Source organism: Paraburkholderia sp. (assembly GCF_024281035.1).
Classification (GTDB): domain Bacteria; phylum Pseudomonadota; class Gammaproteobacteria; order Burkholderiales; family Burkholderiaceae; genus Paraburkholderia.
In genome coordinates this window covers 79,674-100,937 of the sequence record NZ_JAMXLH010000050.1, presented here as the reverse complement: position 1 = coordinate 100,937, position 21,264 = coordinate 79,674, and the positions used below count along the sequence as shown (strand labels likewise).

The window sequence follows — 21,264 nt, the reverse complement described above, 5'->3', positions numbered from 1 at the left end:
ACACGCAGCCGACCGGGAGAAAACGGGCCCTGCCGTCACATCAATCAAGGGGCTCGACTGACTCTCAAGAGCAGTGCCGCGAGCCCCTCTGGATACCTCAGTCGCTACGGGCCCCGCGCCGCTTTAACGAATACGTCAGCTTAACGCGACGACTTGATGAAATCCGCCCACGCCTTCTCCAGCACTTCGCCGAACGCGAAATCCTTTCCGCCCGGAATCAGGTCTGCCTTCTGCATCAGGAGCGCCTCCGGAACATTAATCGACATTGCCAGATACAAGCCGCCGAGCGGACTGCGCACGACGGCGAAGCCGTCGTCATCCGCTTCGTGATTGAATCGCGGGTCGTCCTCCGTTACCTCGCTATCGTCATGCAGACCGACCACCTGCGCGCCTTCCAGATGAGTCCAGGCATCGGCTCCAACGGTGAGGTCATTGATGAGATGTCCCGCATCCTCGAATTCGGTCACACCTCCTGTCCCAGCAATCGCGTACCAGCCTTGGCGCTCCGTTTCGGTCAGAGGTGCCACCGCAGTCTTATAGAGCAACATTGTCATACAGAACCCCATGAGTGGAAGACGCTGTTTAACGGCACGAAACGTCGAACCTTGAGACCCGCATCGAAGCGGCTCCGCGTCTCCCCTGAGAAACATTCCCGGCGCTCGCTGGTCGAGTTATGCCTCCGCCTCTGAGTGCGTCGTCTGCCTCGCCCGCTTCGCGAAAAAAAAGAGCGCGCGCCTCCTGGACATCGCGAACGACGTCCGCCCGACCTTATTTGAAAATCACTAAATAGAACCGATTCTTTTTAATAGTCATCCTAATTTATTTTTACTTTATTAAACGACTGCATTAAACCATTCTCGAACGCAACAAAAATCATCAGCCTACCAACCAAATCAGCAACATTCTGGCCAATTCAACACTGACGGCGTATCACAGCGCCAAAAAAATACCCATGCATACATTCAAACCACACGAATTCATTAATTGCACGGTCGAAGAATGCTTGACGACTCTGGTCACCAAGGCATAGACGGTGTGACTGGTCTCGGCTCGTCTACGGAGGTTCGTTGTGGCCTCGTCCTGGAGGCGTTGGTTACTCACGCACCGCACCTGTCCGAGTTTCAGATGGACGACATTATCGGCTGGTGCAAGCAAATTCGAGATGGTGTGCGACACGGAACGCCACGCGGCCGTCGAGACGCTGACTAGTCGAGGCCTACAGACGGTGACAGGTCACCCCAAAGCCGAAGGCAATGAATGCTTGGCCGTGCCAGGCGTCACCCAACTCGTCAAATGCGTGGAAAAGGACAGGGTGGGATAGTATCCCACTCGACTCCGGGAGATGCGTCACGGCCTCCGGTCGAGGAGGCCGCGATGACAGGGGGGATAGTATCCCACTCGACTCCGGGAGATGCGTCACAGCCTCCGGTCGAGAAGGCCGCGATGACAGGGTGGGATAGTATCCCACTCGACTCCGGGAGACGCGTCACGGCCTCCGGTCGAGAAGGCCGCGATGACAGGGTGGAATACCGAATTACACTATCGCTCGAAGCGAGGGCTCCTTCCTGTCTCACAACTCATTACATTAGGTAATGACCGTCGACAGCCCTCGTACCCGTAAAGTGTTCCCTGAGGGAACACTTGGCGCATCTACAGGGGACGAACATGACCGAGGTTTTTGCGTGGGGCTATACCGCGTGGGGCACTCGTCTAGCGAGTGGCGAGTATGAGGTTTCTGGCTACGTTGACGGACTGCACGTGACGCTAGTTGCAGCAGACGTTGCTCGAGCAAAACGGGAGTTCTGTCGAACAGCGCGAGGCGCTTGGTTCCGGCGGGTTGTATGCCGCATCCGCCCTCCCGCGCCAAAGAGCTACGCCGATACTTTTTGCGGTCGGCCGCGCGACTGAGGCTGGAAATGAGCAGATTCTCGAGTATCTGCCAAATTTTGAGCGGATTCTGGGCAGAAACGAGCGCAGCGGGCTTATATCAAACCTGTGATATAGCGTGATATGTCCGCGCCCATCGGTCCGTGTTCTACCAGAACACTGGCCTTGGTCAGAAGGGAAACCGCAGGTTGGTAGGTCCCGACGACAACACAACGACGCTCTCTGGCCGCCAAGTTACGTCATGGTAGCCAGCCTCTTCGCGCGGGTCTTTGAGCGTCGCCGGGATGTGCGCCTCATAGGTATCGTCGCGATGGTGCCCTCGCTCGTGCAGCCAGGGCTCTGGCCGGACGTCGACCTGCTGTATCTCCTCGCCCTCAGTCCAGGATGCGAATTGCTCCATGAATAGCACGATGCTGTCTGGAGGAGCGGCCTTGAGCAGTTCGATGAGTTCTTTCACGGTCATCGCGAATCCTCGAGAGTTTCAGGGTATATTGGAGACGAAAGCTGCGCGACGGGTGAAAAAACGCAGTGCCACCTGGTTAATCTGGGTCCCACCTTGGAGTGGCTAAGAGAACCCCGGCTACGACGGCTACCTTCGGGTAGCCGTTGGTTTTTCAGCGCCGAAACGTTTCCTGGTCGCGAAGCAGACCGTCAACGCTGATATCCTCGTCGAGTTCGTCCCAGTGCAGTCCCCTCCCCGACGGGGAAATCCGCACGCTCTCAAGCTGTGACCGGGTGGCCGAGCCGAGAGTCGGGAACTGCGCCAGTGGCACAACTAACTCACTGCCCCCTGATAGCGTGACGACGAATTGACCGTCCTCAAACCGGATGGCAGTCGCTCGAACGTGTTTGTTATCCATGAAAGTTCCAGTGCCGAAACTTCACCAGTTGAGGAATTCGCGCATCTTCTTGATGACCCACGCCTGCTCGGCTTCCGAGATGTCCCACTTCCCCTCTGCGCGCTTCTTCGTCACTCCTCGCTCTGTGCGTTCGATATTAAACTCGTGAGTCCACTCGGGGTTCTCATCTGCTTTGCGCGTGCAGTAGTTTGCGAGTTGACGCGCGAGGTCTTCGCATGTGTCGTAACGCTCGTAGAGCTCATCCGGAGTCAATCCCGCGTAGGCTCGACCGTCTATCATTCGCAGGGCCAGCTTCGGATGCGAGCCACTCAGCAATGCGTTGAGTGGTTCGCGTGGAAAATCCGCTGGAACGAACGGCTTCAATGCCTCTCGCGCCTCTTTGACATAGAGGCCTGCGCGCTCGGACGCTTCCATCAACTGAACTAACGCCTCCTGAGCAACGGCTTTCGCAGTCGCTTTGTAGGCGAGCACGTCGTCGTTTCGGAGAAACCGCTCCCGTCCTGCGGCGTAATGCAGGGGTAGTCGGTCATCGTCGATGAGTTGCTCAACGTATCTCGTCGACACGTTGAGAATTTTTGCCGCTTCAGCCGTCGAAACGACGTTGCTGTCCCCGGCCTCGCTTTTTTCGTCGCGTTTGCTCATCATGTAGCCTCACGTTCGATGAGCGTTCATTATCTGCCCTATGTCGCCTGTTTTGTTCCTCGACTACGACAACGTCCTACATCGTGGTGACGCGTATCGCACGCCCAACGGCATCGTGAGCGCGCCGGGCGTTGAGTTGTTCGAGTTCGCGGCAGTGCTCGAGCAGTTGTTGCAGCCGTTCAACGCGGATATCGTTCTCTCTACAGATTGGGTATCGGTCGTCGGATTTGAAGCTGCCCGTGACGCACTGCCCTCTTCACGGCTGCGCGAGCGCGTCGTCGACGCGACGCAGCCTAGCGATGCTGATTCAGTTGCATTTCGAGCATTACCGCGTGGTGTGCAGGTTCAGCGTTACGTGCGCGCACATAACGTCCAACGCTGGCTGGCTGTTGATGACCGTGGCGATGGATTCGAAAACTGTCGCGAGCGACTTGTTCGGTGCCAACCGTCTGTTGGACTCGGCGATAATTTGGTTCAGCAACTTTTGATAACCCGGCTGGGACAGTTATGCCAATGAAGTCCACAAAATAAGAAAATTTCGCTCATATGATGGCGAACATTGCAAGAGCCCTGAACGAGCGCTAGGAGTGACCGAAACTCAAAATTGGGGGTGTGCTAGTAGCACACCCAACCCCGAAGGTTCTATCTCGGATTCTCCAGCCGCTTGTGTCTGAGGCTCAAGATACGGGTTACTAGCAACACACCTCATCACGGGTCCGCTCCTGGTGATTCTGCGAACTCCAAAGTATCAGTCGGTTGCAGGGGGTGGGCTAGTAGCCCACCCCACTATGGTCCGCTGCTGGTGATTCTGCCAACGCCGAAGTATCAGTCGGTTGCGACTGCGGGTTCAATCAAATGGACCATTACGAGGACTATCAAACATGACAAACGCCAGCAACGGCCCCTCGAGAATCTCGCCGCCGAGAAAAGTGTTCCCCGAGGGAACACTTTCTGCATTTGATGCCCGCCCAAAAGTGTTTCCCCGGGAAACACTTTCTGCATTCGACGCTGCCCTCGATGGACACCGCGAGGCCCCACGCCCACGCTCGACCAGCGCCAGACCGCCAGGTGGACAAACGGAGCCGTGAGGCCGCAATCGAGCCGCCGCAGCGTTCAAAACGAGGACTGCAGGCGCGCCTCGCCGCGCTGTTCGGGCACCGCGCGTGGCTGAACGCGCGAGTGTCACCGCCCGCATCATAAATGACACCGTTTCCACACATAGCGCGGCGCGCGGTTCCTATGTATATGACACGACTCTCGCCGAGGAGGGCAGCGGCGACTTACTGCGGGAGGCGACACATTTAGAACGCGTCCAAAAGTTTCAGCGCCGGAACGTTTCCCGGTCACACTGGAGAGCCGCGAACTCAGCCAACGGCACAACCAGCTCAATGCTGTCCGCCAACACGACTGCGAGTGCGCGCCGACAAGTCTCACTGCTGCACAAGTACGTTTGATATCCATCGTGCGTGGTTCTCGTCGAAGTTTCGGCGCTGAAACTTATCAACCATGAGTCGCGCATCCGTACCAGTCTTAAATCGCCCCGGTCGACATCTTTCCACTTTCCCCACTGAAGCGGCGCACCAGCGCCGGCATGATTCCCGAAGAGTTCGTTTTGGGAGAGTCTTTGTACACCCACATCACAATATTCATTAAAAAAGACCGGTCCTTTTCAATAGAAATCCTAAATTATATTTTTACTTCCCTATATTTCTGCATTAGACTTTTAACATCTGCAATAGACACATCGAAAAGTCGATGACTCCGACGGAGCTTACCGACCAATTGCAGACAACAATCTCGACACACAATACACAGGCGGCGCTTGATAGCGCCATACGATTCTCATGCACCAATTCAAACCGAACGAGTTCATCAATTGCGACGGCCGGAGAATGCTCGATGATTCTGGTCGACAGGGTATAGACGGCGTGACGGGTCTTGGCTCGACTACAGAGATTCGTTGTGGCCTCATCCTAGAGACATTGTTCACTCATTCACCGTACCTGTCCGAATTTCAGTTGGACGACGTTATAGGCTGGTGCAAGCAGATTCGAGATGGTCTTCGGCACGGGCAACCTCGGAACTCTCCGGACGCAAAGTAGCGTATGGCAGTAGAGGGAGATGGTCGGCCATGGCTAGGGCTCGGTCCAAAAAAGTGCGTGTCGGTTCTCGCCCCTTGCCCGTCCGGACAGCGGAGGAGAAAGTTTCAGCGCTGAAACTTGCGGTCCAGCCTCAGCGGAACCTTGCCTCGACTGAGCCCCGACGTTGCCGAAAGGATGTCGAAGCCAAGGTGGGCGGAAGATAGCCGAGGGGTCGGCGTCCCTGTCCAGTCGGGATATTGGCGGATACACGAGTTCCAAAACGGCGTCAGACTTTTTGTCGACGCTCGAGGGAGAAGAGCTTTTAAGAAGGTGAAGAAGTTTTTGCTATTCGCCTTTTGAACGAGAGGTACGGACGCGTCGCCGCGTTTCCTCCACGGGAATAGTAGGCATTTGCTGCTCAGCCAGAACGTCGTCAAGCGTTCGCCCATGCCCGATGGGGCGAACAAAAAGCTCAAGCCCCAGTGCCTCGAAGAGACTCAGCATCTTCACTGTCCCGAGCTCACGCAGGCTACCCGTCTCGAAGCGGCTAATCCGTGCGCGCGTGACGCCGCTCAGTTCCGCAACCTGCTGCTGAGTTTTGTTTGCAGCAATTCGCGCAAGGCGAAATGCATCTCCGAGCTCAAAGAGGTTCATGTGTCACCTAGGATACGTTAAGTACGATAACGTCGATACAGTATCCTATATGACACATTATGACCTGTTCTTTACCCTGCGCTTCCTTTCGTATGCGGCGAAGGCCAAGCACGCCTTGACCAGCTCCGCACCCCTGCGAACGTCCAGCGCCCCCGGTCTATCTCCGGAGCTGCCAGTTCGGGGACCGCCATCTTTGGGCCAGTCCACCATGTTGCCGTCCGCGAAACTGCCACCATATCTCGCCACCACCACTGCCACTTTTCACTAGAATTCTGCGGACATTCATTGGAGGTCACCCATGAAAAAATCGTCTATCAGTGATGAAGCCCAGCGCGCCGTTGACCTGTTCGCCCTCGAGTTTGTCAATAAACTGCTCGGCCAAGTGATGGCACTGCCAGACGCGGCACTCGGCAAAGCGTTGAAGACACACGTGCGCAAAGCGGCGAAAGCAAAGCGGCGGAAGTGATGGACGACGTTCATATATTTGGCGCATCGACAGCCTGACCTGAGTGCTTAGAGTCGAGCCTCCAGAGCCAAGCCACCTCAAAAGTGTCTCCCGGGGAGACACTCGTCGCCCACTAGCCCGAGTGTCTGGGCAATCGATGGTCGAATACACACTCGTTTTCAGCGTGCCCGCGCCTTGACCTATGCGAAACCGCCACCTTTGAGCATGTGCCGGCTATGGTGGCGCTTTCGCATTCGGTCCCCTTCCCTCGCGGCACTTTCTCCGCCATCGGTTTTCGACTAAGCATGGTCCCGTTCAACAGCTACGATTTCGTCCTACGCCCAGCACGCCAATGCGAACGCGGCCGTGCTGCCCTCGCATAACCTAGTCGAACGCCGATGGTCGAATCGGCCGCACCGCCTTCCTTGAGCATCGCAGCAAGACCGATGTTCCCGATGGGACATTTGGCGCATCGACAGCCTGACCTGAGTGCTTAGAGTCGAGCCTCAAGAGCCAAGCCACCGCAAAAGCGTTTCCCGGGGAAACACTTTTCAAACACTCGCCCGTGTCCATGCGGAATCGATGGTCGATTACACACTCGTTTTCAGCGTGTCCGCGCCTTGACGTATGCGAAACCGCCACCTTTGAGCGTGTACCGGCTACGGTGGCGTTTTCGCATTCGGCCGCCCCTCCCCCGGCACGTTCTTGGCCATCGGTTTTCGACTAAGCATGGTCCCTTCAACAGCTCGATTTCGTCCTACGCCCAGCACGCCAATGCGAACGCGGCCGTCCTGCCCTCGCATAACCTAGTCGAACACCGATGGTCGAATGGGCTGCATCGCCTACCTTGGGTCATCGCAGCCAGAAAGATATCCCCCGAGGCGACACTTGGTCCATCGATAGCCTGACTTAAGTGCCCAGAGTGAACCCTCAACAATATGGCCACCTTAAAAGTGTTTCCCCGGGAAACACTTTTCGCACGCTCACTTTACCCCTAGCGCATCGATGGTCGAATACAAACTCGTTTTCGACCTGTTCGTGCGTGGACGGATGCGAGACTGCCACCCTTGAGCGAGAAGAAGCTATGGTGGCGTTTCTGCATTCGGCCTGCTCTCCCTCGCGGCGCTCTCCCCCCCTCGGTTTTCGACTAAGCATGGTCTCACTCGACAGCCGCGATGGTGAAACGGCTATGGTGGCGTTTCCGCGTTGGGCGGCACCGGCCCCCTCAGAATAGCACCCAGAAAAGTGGCCGCCGAGGGGACACTTCGCGGCATCGATAGCCTGAACTGAGTGCCCAGAGCGGAGCATCAAGAACGTAGCCGCCTTAAAAGTGTGTCCCGGGGAAACACTTGTTAGCCACTCACCCGTGACCCTAGCGCATTTTGGCTTTTACAAACCCAGCATCTTGCAGCGCTCGGAGTAGACTACCACCGATGTCGCCTTCCATCGCAGCCTTTATCTCAGTCCACAACTGATACTGCTCCGTATTTCTTACGTTCTCCGACGGTGCGCGACCACAACTACCGTTAGCTACCGCAGCAGCTGCAAGCTTGATGGCTTCCAGAGCTCTCTTCAACGGACTTGCCGGTTCGCCATTTGCCGGCGTCAACATACCGGCGTTTTCGATAAGCGTGCTGACGACCTTCCGCAGCCCGTCCACGCGTTTTGTATCGACCGTGACAGAAGGAGAAGCTCCCATCTTCTCAACTGCTTCTCCGAGCAGCCTCACAGCCTCATCTACCCTCCAGCGTGGGTCAAGAGCACGCGCCACTTCCGCAGCTCGCCTTGCCTCAGCTTCCTTCCGCGCTGGCTCAATCACCCTCTGCTGAACGTAAAGCAGTTCCGCTTCCGTGAGCTCGCCAGCGAGTTCGGCCGGTATCGTCGGCGCGTCTACGCTCATGCTTCCCACGAAGCGCTGTTCCGCAAATCCGTGTGTATTCCCTCTTTCGCCTTTGCGAATGTATGTGCTGCGGTAAAGCAGCACCCTGCCATTGCGTCGTTTCGCATGCATATGAGCTCTCCAATAGTTGTATGCACGCTTGTATAGCAATCAGCGACACAAAGCGAGGGGCATTTGTGTGACTTTCTGCCTTTGCCTCGCGACATCGAAACGCGTGACGCGGTTATCAGTTGCCGGTAGCGCTGACGTTCCGCGCGCGATGGCTCTCTCACCCTCGTCCAGTACATCTTTGTCACAGACCCGCCCCCGACCGTACCCAAGAGCGCTCTCGACGGAACGAGCGGACGGACGGCGCGGCGTCCAGCCGCGCCCATTGCCGGTGCAGCAGCGGCGCACAAGGGTCACGGTCTTTCACGCGGGACGGCTATGAGCGAACAGTTGCTCGCGACCGGGCCCGGCGACAGCCGGTGCGAACCCCCCGCCGACGTCGGTTCATGCTGACCTTGAATATCCTACGAGCGCGCAAGCGCGAGTGCATTCTGGCAAGGGGTCCCCGCTCTGCGCGAGGATGCAGTTGATTGCGCAGTGCGGGGCAAGCCAGGGCGAAACGGCATGCAGGGAGCACGGTCAGCGCCGGCGTCTTCGGACGCAGAGTGGCTTAGTCAAAAGGTACGCGACGTCGGCGGGGGGTTCGCACCGGCGTAGCCGGGTCGAATGGACAGCGGCCTTGCCCGACGTCGCGATGAAAAGGCTAGTTGCCGTGCGCCCCTGCGCACGAGGCAGGATAAGGGGAAAGCACGTTTGCCCCATCGCCCGCATCCGGCCGCGCAACGGTGCTCTCGAACGCACCGACAGTTGCGAAACGCGTGGTGTTCATCCTTGCGGAGACTGGTAGCGCCGTAGCTATACGGGAGTACGTACCACGCGCTCCCGAGTGCACCTCGCGACGTGTGGCCTCGAAAACCTGATTCAGGAGGGCCACGAGAAATGGCAGATTCACTCAATGAACCGCATCCTACGCCCCGTAGGCACGTAATCCATACCCAGCGCGCACGGGCGGAGCGCCGCCGCGATACAGGCGACGGTATCCCGGAGAGACAGTCGTTGGCTCCCAGTGGACATGACACGCAGGCGCATCTCGGTGTAACGCTGCAGCACACGAAAGCAAAGGCAGTTACGCAAAGAATCGACCGTGGATTGACATCGGAGATTCATCCGACCGCTTTGCAGAAGATAGTGTGGATACGCGCCCTTCTAACCGTCAACAGGTTTCGCGTTGTGCGCGCGATAGACATCGCAGTCGCGTGCTTTCCAGAGCGACCATTCAAAGCTTCGCTAACCGCTGCGCAAAGAGCGATGAGAGGCCTAGCGAAGGCGAAACTGGTTCGCCGGTACCGCACGGATAGGCTGCAGCATGTGTACGGGCTGACGGTCGGCGGAGCCAGGTGGCTGCACGACCAGGGCATCGATGCGACGGCTTCAGTGCGTCGCGTCGCTGATATGTCCAATCCGGAGCATACGCTCTGGATGAATTTCATCACCCTCTGCTGTGAAGCTCGTGGCGTGCCGGCGGAGACCGAATCGGAGGCGTTAAGGGAACTCAATGCTGGTCGCGACAAGAGCGCAGATATCAAGCAGGGGTTCGTTACCGTCGAAACTGGTGGACGGCAGCGCATACTGCGCCCCGATGTCCTCGCGTACGAGCAAGACGGTGTGACGTGGTTCGAGATTGACAGAAGCAAGCGGGGAAGCGACCGCGAAGCAGCACTCTGTGCGCTTGCTGGCCGTATCGGAGCGCGCCTATCAAACAATCAACCATTGCGGCGCATTGTTGTCCTTGCTCGGACCGACCGAATATTGTTGCGTGCGCTCGCACTACTGCGGGGGAGAGTGCGCGACAGCGACGGGCTGCAATTGACGTCCGAAATACAGCGGCGTTTTCTCGAATTTGAGGAGGGAATCTTCGAAGTTTGGGCGATGGTCTACGTGCCGGACAGACAGCAGTACATTGACCATTGCGTCGGGCATGTGATTGTGCAACTGCTCCCGACATGGTTGCCCAAAGTTCGACTCGATTCGTCGAATCGGCAGCCGCTGTCCGGATGGTTCGAGGAAGACTATCTGCCGTACCGTCGGCCGAGCGCTCGCAGTCCGTGGACTTCGCCAATTTCACCACTTCTTCCCTTTTCGAGCGATGCATCTGGCTCTTGGTGACTATACGAATAGCTGTAGGAGACAACCTAACCTTCGAAGGACAAAGACAGATGCAAGTTTTCGGAAACGTCGCGACCGTACCGGCGCGCAAGGAAAGTAAGGCCACCGGAAAGGGATATTACGAACTACGACTATGCGAGAGTCAACGCGGAACGGACCTGGAGCCCACATGGTACACAGTCCGCATCATGAAAGACGTTGAGCCGCAACTCTCAAAGGGCGATTTCGCAAAGGTCACGGGGAAGTTAAAGGCGGACTTCTATTTGTCTCGCGAGGGAAAACCGACGGGAACGCTTCTCATCATCGCGTTTGAAGCTGCGAAGATATCGAAGCCCGCGAGTGTATCGGCGGCAGCAGAGCCAACACCGGCGTAAAGTTATCGTTCCCGTTTGAGCGTTATTCGCATGCCACCCCTTTCTGGGGTGGCTTTTTTTCATTCGGGATGGCCAGACCGACTCAGTCAACTGCGCAGTTCGATGCATAGAGCCGTGAACTCCTCACTGAGGAGCAAGGCATCGCTATACGTAGCGCACGGACTCTTTAAGGCCAATCATGAACGTACCAACACTGCTCCCCGACTTTGGGCAAGATAGCGGAGCGCAGGCAGCACATCGACTATTTTCCGCCTGTGCAGCGAGGAACGACGCTGGCGTCCTGCCGGTGGCCGAGTTCTTGGTTTCGTTATACGACTCCCGACTCTCACGGCCCGATACATACATGCTTTGCCGTCGCATCAACGGCGAACACTTTGAAGACGTCCTGACCGTGATGAAGTGGTTCCGGGGCATGGAAAACGGCTTCGATATCCATCACCTTCTGGGCATCGAGGCGGGAGCGTTGCTCGTCCACGAGGTCATTGCCAAACTCCTCATAGAGCGTAACGGCGAATATTAATTGAACAGGGCTGCCGGAGCAGCCCTGTTTTTTTACGAAGGCTTACTGTCACCGCCTGCTTCACTGGGCCTTCGGGTAGCCACCTTGCCCGAAAACCGATTGCCAATTGGGTGATTAGTATGCGGGCGTGACATGTGTCGTTCAGACCGCGAGTGTCGGCTTCAGGCCGTAAAACATCCTCGCCTATTCACTGCGGACCAGGTTATAGCGGCACTCGACAGCTTGATTATGCGGCGCGGCCCCGACTTTGTAGCCTGAAACAAATCGAGCGCCTAGCGCTTCCCGTGGAGTACACGGCTGGAAAACATCGCCGACAGGCGAAAAGCTTGTCCGCGTACACCTCACCGTCTCGTCATGAGGGTGAGACGCTAGGAGTCGGGTTACCGAGCCCACTGGCACGACAAAAAACAAGAAAAAATGCGAAGAACCTAGCGTTGAGTCGGGTGAGTCAGGGTGAAACGGCTAACTACTTTACGTGCGGACGGTACCCGCATGAAATAGTTTTCGCAATTACCCCGGCACACCCGGCACACCCATTAGAAAGCGCGCCAAAACTGGTTCGACGCGCTGCTGCTACTCGTTACCGCATCGCACGGGAGGTGTCACGACGGGACGCTACGCTTTAGCCTGCTTGGGTATCACCGACGCAGCCGTCAGGTGGCAGTTGGAGGTTGCACATGCGAATCTGACTCTTACCCTTTCGGCGTCGGAAATCCTCGAATGGAACAAGTTCTTTCATACGCGTCCAGAAGCGCGGGGACGCCATCGGAGTCAACCCGTGGCGGTCACACCACCGGCGGTAATGCTCATAAACCTCGTCCTTGACGGTGGACTGGCTAGAGGAAATTGAGACGGCGCAATCGTCGTACCAAGCCTGGACGGAGTTAGTCTCCGACTTCGCTTGATGCAGCAACCGGGACATTGCGACCGGCACCATGGTATCGAAAGCCCCGCGCTTCTGCAGCCGCATCAGACCTTCCAAGGCCCACACAAGAACGCCAGACAATTCGGTACTGATGATGCGCTGGGACAGCAATGGGTCACGCTCGCTTTCGGAAATTGTCACACTGAATGGCACGATGTCCCAGCGACGCCAAAAGCCAGTGGAATGGTCCGTGATGGTCGGCAGGTGATTCCCCAACACCAGCCATTTGCCACGTACATGAATACTGACCGGGTCTCGATATTTCCGGTCCACCTGGACACGCTCACCGGCAATCAATGATTTAAGCAGTTGTTCGTTGATGCGCCCTCGTGGTGTCTCATCCGAATAGATGAGGCTCGCGCCAATCAGCACCGACAGTCGGAATCCATCGAGGGCATCCAGTTGGACGCTCTCTGGCCGGCCATGCAAAGCCTGAACAATGTTCGCTAATACGCCCTTGCCATTCGCGCCGCTACCGAGCCACAACTGCGCTCGCTGATAGCGAGCATCAGCAGTGAGTGTGTAGCCGACATACTCCTGCACCCGAGCCCGCACGGCTTCGTCAGGTAGTATCATTCGCAGAAATTGCATGAAGCGGCTTGGCTCGACCGCCGCTGGGTCATATTCACACATCAGCGTATGCTGCAGACCCAAGGATGCGTCGGGCGGGAGCAGCTGCAGTTCCCCGTCGACAACATGAACATATCCGTTGCTGCATGGAATGACGACGTCGCGTGTGGGCTCTGGGAGCTTCTCGGACCAAAGAATCGCAGCATGGACGGCCTTGCGCGCGTTTTCCCTGGATGCGTGGCTCCGTTTGTGACGGACAAGCCAGCGGTAGGAATCCGTTTCGGCGTCTTCCTCCTTGACGGCCCGCCAATACAAGCCGGTCCATTGAAACAACACCCCGCTTTCGTGAGCATATTGCCCACTGCGAACGAGGGCGTCTGCGTAATCGTGCGGTTCGAAACGCTCGCTCATTCCGCTCCTCCGACGACGTGCTCGGCGAGCCATGCTTCGACATCAGCGCGCCGCCAACGCAGCAACCGGGTGCCAGGGATATGAAGCCGTGGTGGAACGGCCAAGTGATTGCGGCGGATGTCCTTTTTTATTGTCTCCGGGCTGCGACCGAGCAACTCCGCGAGTTCATGAATGTCCAGCAAATAAGGCATGGAATACACTCCAACGAATCGTTTTGCCGGAGCACATAGGCCAAGTGGCGGCCCTACGTCCCTCCGGGTGCCACGACGTGGCTTAAGGTGTATTCACAGCTTTTAAACGCTACGCCTGCGACAGTCGACGGGTACGCCCGAATTGAAATAGAGCGTGTCGCGCGCGCTCATTCATGACGCTCGCGAGGTGCGCGCTTGACGCCCCGTTGGAGCAAGCTTCCCGCTGCCCGCGTTCGCTGGTAAGCACCAAATCGGACATCCATAGCTCGAGCGCGTCGCAACCGACAAGAGCGTGCAATACCCGATGAGCTGTCGCGTCTCAGGCCTCGACCACAATAAAGGTTCTGAGCCTTCCCGTTGATATGACGGAAGGTCGGCGGAGCATTACATTGTGCGCTTGAGGTAAGCGGCCCAATCAACCTTTGGTTGATGCAAGTACCCAAAATGCATCGTTTTGAAGTGCAGTACAAGCTCGTTTCCGTTCTCATGCGTGGCTCGAAGGCGACCATTCCATCATCAGCCGTCGGATTTTTTTCCTTTTCCGCAACGCGGAAGGCTAAAGTCATCCGCACTTGTGCCGTTACAGACATTGAGGTACCAGCCAGAAGGCGCGGCGCGCCCTTACTCTTTATTCACGCATCAGGTAAGCCAGTACAATGAAAATCAAATGTGAGAATTGCAACCATAGCGAGAAGGTTACTATTGAGCTCATCGTAAAGATAATCGGGGGCGCACTTCCTGCTGGCGGGTTTGCAGCGTGGGTAACATATTTTTTCGCGGGGACGGGCCTTGCATTGGAAATTTGCGTTGCCCTCGTCGCCGGCGGGGTTGCAATGCTAATTTTCAAAGACGAGATTGTGACGTGGATTGTCAATCGCGGATACAAGTGCCCGAAATGCAGCTCAGTAAAGTGGAACTCGTAAATTCTCTAAACGAACCACTGATTCAAGCGCGTAGCGCCGAAGTCCTCGGCGCTGCGTGACGGGGCGAAGGTGACAGGCAAGTACAATAGAAGAGGCCCCACTCGTCCAGCAAGTTCGTTGGTGCCTATAACACTGACGCTTCCTGTTGGTGTGGTCGTCGTCGCCGGCCGAACGCAAGCCGCCCGAGATTCCACCGTTGGAGGCCTCGATGTCGCGCTTTCCGAAGTGCATCGAGCGCGACGTTCGGCGTCGGACTGCGACGACGGCAAGAGGCACCGGTGGAAAGGACTCTCGCCGGGACTAACCGGCCGAACAGGGTTAGCGAGGAGCCGCCCTCAGCCGCTCAATCAGTCAACAGCATAGGTAATCTTGATTGCGTCAAGCGGGACACGGATGTGCTGGTTCTCCACCCGACGCTTGGCAGCCGCCCGTTGCCGACTATCGGTGAGCCATTCGGGCTGAACCGACAACTCCAAAGCGAGCGACGAGCCGAACCAGCTCGCGTTGAATTCTCCCTTTTGAAGGCAATCACCGAAAGCCTGCCGAAGGCTCTCCGTCATGTGAACAGACAGGAACCTTTCATGTCCAGTGTCGCGGACATACGCCTCAATTTGGCTCTTCGATGCACTTTCGCCATCTTCCTCCTCAAGGACATATTGCATCCCGTCGTACTGGCCGGGGGCGAGAGGTCTCCCATCGTTCTCAAAGACTGCGGCCTCTTCTTCTGGCTGTTGTTGAGTCTTGTGTTCTCGAATAGCGGTGCCGACTAGCTGGGCAATATTGTTGCGAAGCTCACGCGTTTCCAGAACCGACTCGTCCCCGCAAAGTGCGAGGAAAGTCACAACGAAATCAGCGGCTTCGAATGCGACAGCGCCACCGTCATCGCTTCCGAAATGCTCACCTTCTCTGCGCTTACGCTCGTCAATCAGACGTTGAGCGGCCATTCCGTGGCGTGCAATCTTTTCAAGCAAGTACAGTGGCACCATTCCGTGTTCTCTTGTATTTACATCGTGGTTACGTCACACGTCACGACTGAGGCTCAAGCTTCTTCGCCGGTTCCGATTCGGCAGCCGCGACACTATCATTCTCTTCCGTGAGCAAGCCCAAGGCTGCTGCCAAATCCCCATCCGGAACTCGGCACTCCGCACAAAAAACGGCGACTTCTCTTTCGTCAAGTATACGCATCGATGCCAGCCACGGCTGTGACACGTCTTCGAGTTCGCCGACGTACAGCGCATAATGCGGCTGCGTTCTGTCGACTGGAGCCTGACACTCACAGCACTTCGCAACCGGGTGCAGCTGCTGGTATAGCGGATGGAGGCCGTCCATAATCGGCTTTTCCATAGCTTCCCAGCACTCTTGCCCACAGAAGCTCATCTCCTGCAGTTCATATAGCACCGTTACAGTCTTGAGTTTGCCCTCGAAGACGACCTTTTGAGTACGACTGTAAAATTCGTGGGTGCGGGAGCCTAGTTGCTCCTCGCAGACTTGGCATCTGCCTGTTTGCATGACTCCGCCTTATTCCTCGCGCTCCGCAAACGCTCCAGCGTTCTTGTAATATGGTTTGAGACGGACGGTCCGTGAGCAACCCTATTTCGGAATCCGGGCGTCGTACGACATGACAGCTGACATAACCTCGTCGACCACGCGTTCGCTGTCGGAAAGATTCAAAGCGGAGTAAATCGAGTCGCGGTTCTGGCCGAGTCCAACAGGAAACACCGGCATTTGCGTTGGTGTTGCGTCCAATGGCGGGTCCAGCTGTGGGCTCGGAAGCATCACTTGGTAGGCCTCGTTCGCAATCGAGAGGATAAGAAACGCGTACGGCAAAGCGATACTGGGCTCGCTTCTGCGTAATAGTGCGGCCGTAATCATTTGGCCGTTCATTGGTCCTGGCCTCAAAGTTCGAAGCACTGGCATCCGAACCATTCGTTCATTCGAGTGCTGTGGGTCGCGAACCCACTTGATTGTTTCCTCGAAATTCGGCACTTCAGTTTCTGGCAGCAGCGTTAGCCCAATCTTGACGAGCGCTTTGCGGACAGCCAGCGGAACGTACGGACCTCTCTTTAGATTGAACCGAATGAGCTTCTGCGCTTCGTCGACTTCAAACACAGAGTCGATGCGATTGTGACTAACTTTCAGTTCGCTTCCGTCATCGCACTCGATGCGCCAACCGTCGCGCTCATTCTTCAGAGTGGGGACGCCGTTTTTACCGGATATGCGCAAGAGTGTGCGCATCGGTAGTGTCCAGTTTCCCAAGTCGTTTTCAATCGTGCTGCCGAAGTGCTTGTTGCATTCATCGCACTCGTACCGGGAAAGCATCCCCTTGTTGCCCAGTGCTTCGGGAATGGCATGGGCCTTCAACCGGAACGTAACCTCGGGTGCCAGCCTCAGGCAGAATCGACACTTCTGAGAGCCGCCCCTCCCGAGGACCACCCTGACACCCGGCGTGATGTGCCACATGTCCAGCATGGTGTAGTGCTGAAGATAGAACGCTTTGGCGTACTCGATTGGGTCCATGTGCACGTGATTGCTCGGAGGTCGTCTTCGAATTATCGTGCCGCGAGGAGCTGCGGGCAACTGGCCCGCCCATCGTCTACCTCCCGTACCGCGTGGACTGCCCCTGAGGTACCAGCAGCGCCCTTAGCGTAAGATATGCACCCGGAATGCCGCTGCCGGTAGGCGGTGCGCTTTAGTGTCGGAGGAGCCCCCACGTAGGCGCAATGCAGGTCAGGGTGATGAGAAACGACGAAGCGCTCGCGCGTAGACATAGTCCCCACGTGGCCTGACAAGATAAAATGACAACATCGATGTGGTTTCCGAGGGTTGCGGAGCCTTCGACCCTCCTGCCTCGGCTACCCGAAGCGCGGCAAACGCTGGAACCGACTAAGTCGTCTCTTGCGCAACGACCTTCACTGAGGAACTCGCGCGGGTAGACAAGATTTGGAGTGGATTGCAATTCACCGTTTGGGGATGAATGATGTTGTTGCGCCGTATTGAAATCGAAAATTATCGCGGCATTAAACATCTTGCGCTTGACCTAGATGAGACGACGGTTCTTGTCGGCGAGAATAACAGCGGAAAAACAACAGTTCTGCATGCGTTGCGTACTTGCCTTAGTGCGATGAGGGCCGGTGGTCGTGTTTCACCATTTGACGACTTTGACCTTCATTTCGACGGAGCGTCAGCCGACCCAACGACCGCACCTGCGGTCTCAATCACCCTCACCTTCGAAGAAGCCGCCGCCGGGGAGTGGCCCGACGAGATTGAGCGAACTCTGGGTGGAGACGGTGGCATCGTCGTTCTCGTGCCCCCAGATGACCGTAGTCGCGTGCAGATGCGTGTGACTGCTCAATATTCGGCGGTCACGCAGGAAATTGAACATACCTACGATTTCCTTGATGCCGCAGGAAACGCGTTGCCCGCAAAGAACAGGGGAAAGCTTCCGTCCCTCCAGCTTATCCGCCCGCTGTTCTACCTTTCGGCACTCCGCGACGCAGCACGTGAGTTTTCCAGGACCTCTCAGTTCTGGGCACCGTTTGTCAAGAATTCGCAGATTGCGCCAGAGAGAAAGGCTGAGATTGAGAGGCAACTTCAAGCGGTGAACAGCGAGATAATCGAAGCGCACGGGACGTTCAAAGGCGTACAGGACTATCTCGCGAAGATGCGGGATTTAGTGAGTGTCGGAAAGAACGACGTCGTCAGCGTCGACGCAGTTCCTGCGCGTGTTTTCGACATGCTGAATCGTACTCAGGTCAGCATCGCATCGGCAACGGGTGCGCGTCTGCCGATAAGTCGGCATGGAGAGGGTACGCAGAGCCTCGCCGTTCTTATGCTTTTCGATGCATTCCTGAAGTCGGAGCTTTCTCGCAAGCAGGGCGTCAAGGGAACCCAAGCGATTGTGGCCCTTGAGGAACCCGAAGCTCACCTGCACCCAAGCGCAGTAAGAGCTTTGTGGCAAACAATTAAGGGCATCGATGGCCAGAAGCTCGTCGCGACCCACTCCGGCGACCTTTTGTCAGAAGTCGAAATGACGTCCGTGCGGCGATTGTACCGCTCCGGCGGGGTCGTTAAGGTCGGCCGCATACCGCCGGACCTCTTCCGAGACAGAGAACGTCAAAAGTTCGACTTTCTCGTACGGAGAACCAGAGGCGAGCTGTTCTTCGCTCGATGCTGGCTCTTGGGGGAAGGAGAGACTGAGGCTATCCTGTTTGCCGGCGCTGCAGAGGTCCTTGGAGTGAACCTCGAGCAGGCTGGCGTCCGGTGCGTAGAGTATCGTCAGGGAGACATCGCGTATTTCCTCGACGCCGCCAATGCCCTCGGCATCCCGTGGCACTGTTTCACCGATGGAGACGAGCAAGGCATGGGCGACGTGGAAAAAGCGAAAAACAAGTTGCTCGCTGGTGCTAAGTCGCATAGGCATATTACGACCATGCAAAATGTTCCGTCAGTGGAACCGTATATGGGTGACAACGGCTTTCTTGATGTGTATGAGGGACTTGCTAGCCCCCAGAAGCTAGAGAAGATGACAGCCAAGCCGGGCGATGCAGACTACGTCCTGCAGGTTACAAAATGCCTTCCGAATAACAGTAAGCCTGCTGCCGCTCATGCCGTCGTTGATGCAATGAGACTTCGCGGTCGTACTTCAGTTCCGAAGGCACTTAGACTCGCAATCTATAAAGCGGCCGCACTCGCAAGGCAGGGAAAATGATGGATGACTTTCTCGATAGACTGAACCTCAGCCAGCGGAAGGCGGCCCTATGGGACGAGGGCCCGCTGCTCGTTCTCGCCGGTCCTGGCTCGGGCAAGACGGCGACATTGACGACGCGCGTAGCCAGGCTTGTGCGCAACAGTGAAAACGAGTCGTTTCGCATCCTTTGTTTGACCTTCACGCGCAAAGCTGCTGCCGAAATGAGGGAGCGCTTGCTCTCCATGTGCCCGACCTCGAGCGGTCGCGTACAACTGACTACTTTCCACTCTTTTGGGACAGATATCTTAAGGCAGCACGGAAGCCATTTCGGCCTAAGTCCCAACTTTGAAATCATCGAGGACCCTGAACGTGTTCGGGCGGTACGCGACATTCTTGCGGCCGACACCTCTTTCTATACGAAAATACTGTCGGCTGAGAAGGCATTAGGCGCACTGGACCATCTGTTCCAGCGGGCCATTGAAGACGCAGATATTCCTAAGCTAATGCGTGACCCGGACGCTGCAGCACAACTTCAGCGTTTGTTCGCCGACTACAAGCAATTTTTGAAGACCGAGAATTGTGTCGACTATGGAGCCATTCTCTACTTTTGCGAAGAATTGTTGCGCTCGCGCCCGCGTTTGGCTAAGCAGCTGCGGACGGTCTATAAGTACGTATGCGTAGATGAGTTCCAAGATACCAATTTGGTGCAATTTCGCTTGCTTCGCGCCCTAGCTCCGGAGCGAGACGCGAACCTGTTTATCGTTGGCGACGACGACCAAATTATCTATCAATGGAATGGCGCGAGCCCGTCCCGCATCAACGAACTTGCCAAACACTACGACCTAACCAGTATCCAACTCCCCGAGAACTATCGTTGTCCACCTGACGTCGTCGAACTTGCAAATTCCCTCATTCAGCACAACAGCGACCGCTCCCCTGGCAAGCGACCGCTCATGCCGATGAAGCCGCCAACGACCCAAGGCAGTGTTATTAATGTCATTGCAGCGTCCACGGAGATAGACGAGGCTCAGACGGTAGCGCGGCAAGTTGCAACGCGGTTACAGACAGGAAGCATCCCGCGCGATATAGCTGTGCTTGCGAGGAACTCCAAGCTTCTTATCCAAGTGCAAGGCGCTCTCGGCGCTGTTGGCGTCAAAGCCCACGTTCAGCAACGCAAGTCGCAGTTCGAAAGCGGGCCCATGCGCTTCATCGTCAGTTGCCTGAAGCTCGCGGCAGTGCGTTCAGACGAGGAGTTGGTGTCAAACGTAACAAAGGCGCTCTCTGACTCCATCGATACGGAAATCGGCACTGCGGAAGTAATTGAACTTGCGAGCCAAGCTAACGGCGACCACTTACTCGCGCTATCTACTCTGGCAACTGGAAATTCCGGGCGCTTTCCCGTCGAACTGTGTGACGCGATTAGTAGTCTGGTCTCGGGAAATTTCGAAGGTTTTCTCCGAACAGGCTTCGGATATTTTGACGACCGAGAGCACGGAAGCCCTGACGGCACTGAGCGATTCGCGGAATATCCGTCAGAAAGGCAAGTCTGGCGTACGGTGATTGGTGAGTTAGGCGGAGAGTCAGAAGCATACGCTATGACTCTCGGTCAATTCTTGCAAGAATTAACGCTGGCCAACAAAACTCCTGAACCACCCTCTGACGCTGTCCGCTGCTTCACTGTTCACGCCTCGAAAGGCATGGAGTTCGAGCATGTATTTCTGGTTGGACTCGCTGAGGACCAGCTACCGTCGTTTCAAGCAATAAAGGCGGGTGACAGCAGCAGGGAAATGCAGGAAGAGCGTCGGAACTGCTTCGTTGCAATCACGCGCACTTTGCAAACCTTAACAATGAGCTACGCGCACAGCTACAACGGTTGGTCAAAGACGTCCTCGCGTTTCTTACGCGAAATGGGACTTGACGTAACGTAGGCAGTTGACGATTCCGAGGGTAGCACCTGAAAGGGGTTGCCGTGTTCGGGGC

18 protein-coding genes are annotated in these 21,264 nt (G+C 56.5%); 7 read left to right on the top strand and 11 right to left on the bottom strand.

Going from position 1 to position 21,264, the window contains the following annotated elements:
- Positions 1-140: 140 nt before the first annotated feature.
- From Q0L30_RS16710 to Q0L30_RS16695, 4 genes are all read right to left on the bottom strand, one after another.
- Positions 141-554 (bottom strand): hypothetical protein, encoded by a 414-nt coding sequence (locus Q0L30_RS16710; RefSeq protein WP_296658560.1) that lies wholly within the window; start codon positions 552-554, stop codon positions 141-143.
- Between the two features lie 1,502 nt (positions 555-2,056).
- Positions 2,057-2,350 carry a hypothetical protein gene (locus tag Q0L30_RS16705; protein ID WP_296658559.1) on the bottom strand — a complete coding sequence of 98 codons (294 nt, stop codon included), beginning with the start codon at positions 2,348-2,350 and terminating at the stop codon, positions 2,057-2,059.
- 151 nt (positions 2,351-2,501) lie between these two features.
- Positions 2,502-2,747 carry a DUF2442 domain-containing protein gene (locus Q0L30_RS16700; RefSeq protein WP_296658557.1) on the bottom strand — a complete coding sequence of 82 codons (246 nt, stop codon included), beginning with the start codon at positions 2,745-2,747 and terminating at the stop codon, positions 2,502-2,504.
- Between the two features lie 21 nt (positions 2,748-2,768).
- The gene (locus tag Q0L30_RS16695; protein ID WP_296658555.1) at positions 2,769-3,392 is read right to left on the bottom strand and encodes an excisionase family DNA-binding protein; all 624 of its coding nucleotides are present in this window, start codon (positions 3,390-3,392) and stop codon (positions 2,769-2,771) included.
- Between the two features lie 49 nt (positions 3,393-3,441).
- Here Q0L30_RS16695 and Q0L30_RS16690 point away from each other — a divergent pair, with 49 nt between their 5' ends.
- Positions 3,442-3,906, top strand: coding sequence for an HAD domain-containing protein (locus Q0L30_RS16690; protein ID WP_296658553.1), 465 nt, complete (start codon positions 3,442-3,444; stop codon positions 3,904-3,906).
- Positions 3,907-5,815: 1,909 nt separating this feature from the next.
- Here the strand turns inward: Q0L30_RS16690 and Q0L30_RS16685 are convergent.
- Positions 5,816-6,124 (bottom strand): helix-turn-helix transcriptional regulator, encoded by a 309-nt coding sequence (locus Q0L30_RS16685; RefSeq protein WP_296658552.1) that lies wholly within the window; start codon positions 6,122-6,124, stop codon positions 5,816-5,818.
- Positions 6,125-6,422: 298 nt separating this feature from the next.
- Here Q0L30_RS16685 and Q0L30_RS16680 point away from each other — a divergent pair, with 298 nt between their 5' ends.
- Positions 6,423-6,590, top strand: a complete 168-nt coding sequence (locus Q0L30_RS16680) for a hypothetical protein (protein ID WP_296658550.1) — start codon at positions 6,423-6,425, stop codon at positions 6,588-6,590.
- Between the two features lie 1,351 nt (positions 6,591-7,941).
- Here the strand turns inward: Q0L30_RS16680 and Q0L30_RS16675 are convergent.
- Positions 7,942-8,580 carry a hypothetical protein gene (locus Q0L30_RS16675; protein ID WP_296658548.1) on the bottom strand — a complete coding sequence of 213 codons (639 nt, stop codon included), beginning with the start codon at positions 8,578-8,580 and terminating at the stop codon, positions 7,942-7,944.
- A gap of 876 nt (positions 8,581-9,456) precedes the next feature.
- Between Q0L30_RS16675 and Q0L30_RS16670 the strand changes: the two genes are divergently transcribed.
- The 3 genes from Q0L30_RS16670 (at position 9,457) to Q0L30_RS16660 (ending at position 11,577) form a co-directional block, all read left to right on the top strand.
- Entirely contained in the window at positions 9,457-10,683 is a 1,227-nt protein-coding gene (locus tag Q0L30_RS16670) for a replication-relaxation family protein (RefSeq protein ID WP_296658545.1), read from the top strand.
- A gap of 50 nt (positions 10,684-10,733) precedes the next feature.
- Positions 10,734-11,057, top strand: a complete 324-nt coding sequence (locus Q0L30_RS16665; RefSeq protein WP_296658543.1) for a single-strand-binding protein/primosomal replication protein n — start codon at positions 10,734-10,736, stop codon at positions 11,055-11,057.
- Between the two features lie 178 nt (positions 11,058-11,235).
- Entirely contained in the window at positions 11,236-11,577 is a 342-nt protein-coding gene (locus Q0L30_RS16660; protein WP_296658540.1) for a hypothetical protein, read from the top strand.
- A gap of 622 nt (positions 11,578-12,199) precedes the next feature.
- Here Q0L30_RS16660 and Q0L30_RS16655 read toward each other — a convergent pair.
- From Q0L30_RS16655 to Q0L30_RS16635, 5 genes are all read right to left on the bottom strand, one after another.
- Positions 12,200-13,483, bottom strand: coding sequence for a phage/plasmid primase, P4 family (locus Q0L30_RS16655; protein ID WP_296658537.1), 1,284 nt, complete (start codon positions 13,481-13,483; stop codon positions 12,200-12,202).
- Complete coding sequence (locus Q0L30_RS16650) at positions 13,480-13,674, bottom strand: helix-turn-helix domain-containing protein (protein ID WP_296658535.1); 195 nt, start codon at positions 13,672-13,674, stop codon at positions 13,480-13,482. The genes Q0L30_RS16655 and Q0L30_RS16650 overlap by 4 nt, the downstream gene beginning before the upstream one ends.
- A 1,270-nt stretch (positions 13,675-14,944) precedes the next feature.
- The gene (locus Q0L30_RS16645) at positions 14,945-15,583 is read right to left on the bottom strand and encodes a hypothetical protein (protein WP_296658534.1); all 639 of its coding nucleotides are present in this window, start codon (positions 15,581-15,583) and stop codon (positions 14,945-14,947) included.
- A gap of 40 nt (positions 15,584-15,623) precedes the next feature.
- Complete coding sequence (locus Q0L30_RS16640; protein WP_296658532.1) at positions 15,624-16,106, bottom strand: hypothetical protein; 483 nt, start codon at positions 16,104-16,106, stop codon at positions 15,624-15,626.
- An 81-nt stretch (positions 16,107-16,187) separates the two neighbouring features.
- Positions 16,188-17,114 carry an HNH endonuclease gene (locus Q0L30_RS16635; protein WP_296658529.1) on the bottom strand — a complete coding sequence of 309 codons (927 nt, stop codon included), beginning with the start codon at positions 17,112-17,114 and terminating at the stop codon, positions 16,188-16,190.
- A gap of 457 nt (positions 17,115-17,571) precedes the next feature.
- Between Q0L30_RS16635 and Q0L30_RS16630 the strand changes: the two genes are divergently transcribed.
- Positions 17,572-19,305, top strand: a complete 1,734-nt coding sequence (locus tag Q0L30_RS16630; RefSeq protein WP_296658527.1) for a DUF2813 domain-containing protein — start codon at positions 17,572-17,574, stop codon at positions 19,303-19,305.
- A complete protein-coding gene (locus tag Q0L30_RS16625) occupies positions 19,302-21,212 on the top strand; it encodes an ATP-dependent helicase (protein ID WP_296658524.1) in 1,911 nt (636 codons plus the stop codon). The genes Q0L30_RS16630 and Q0L30_RS16625 overlap by 4 nt, the downstream gene beginning before the upstream one ends.
- Positions 21,213-21,264: the final 52 nt, after the last annotated feature.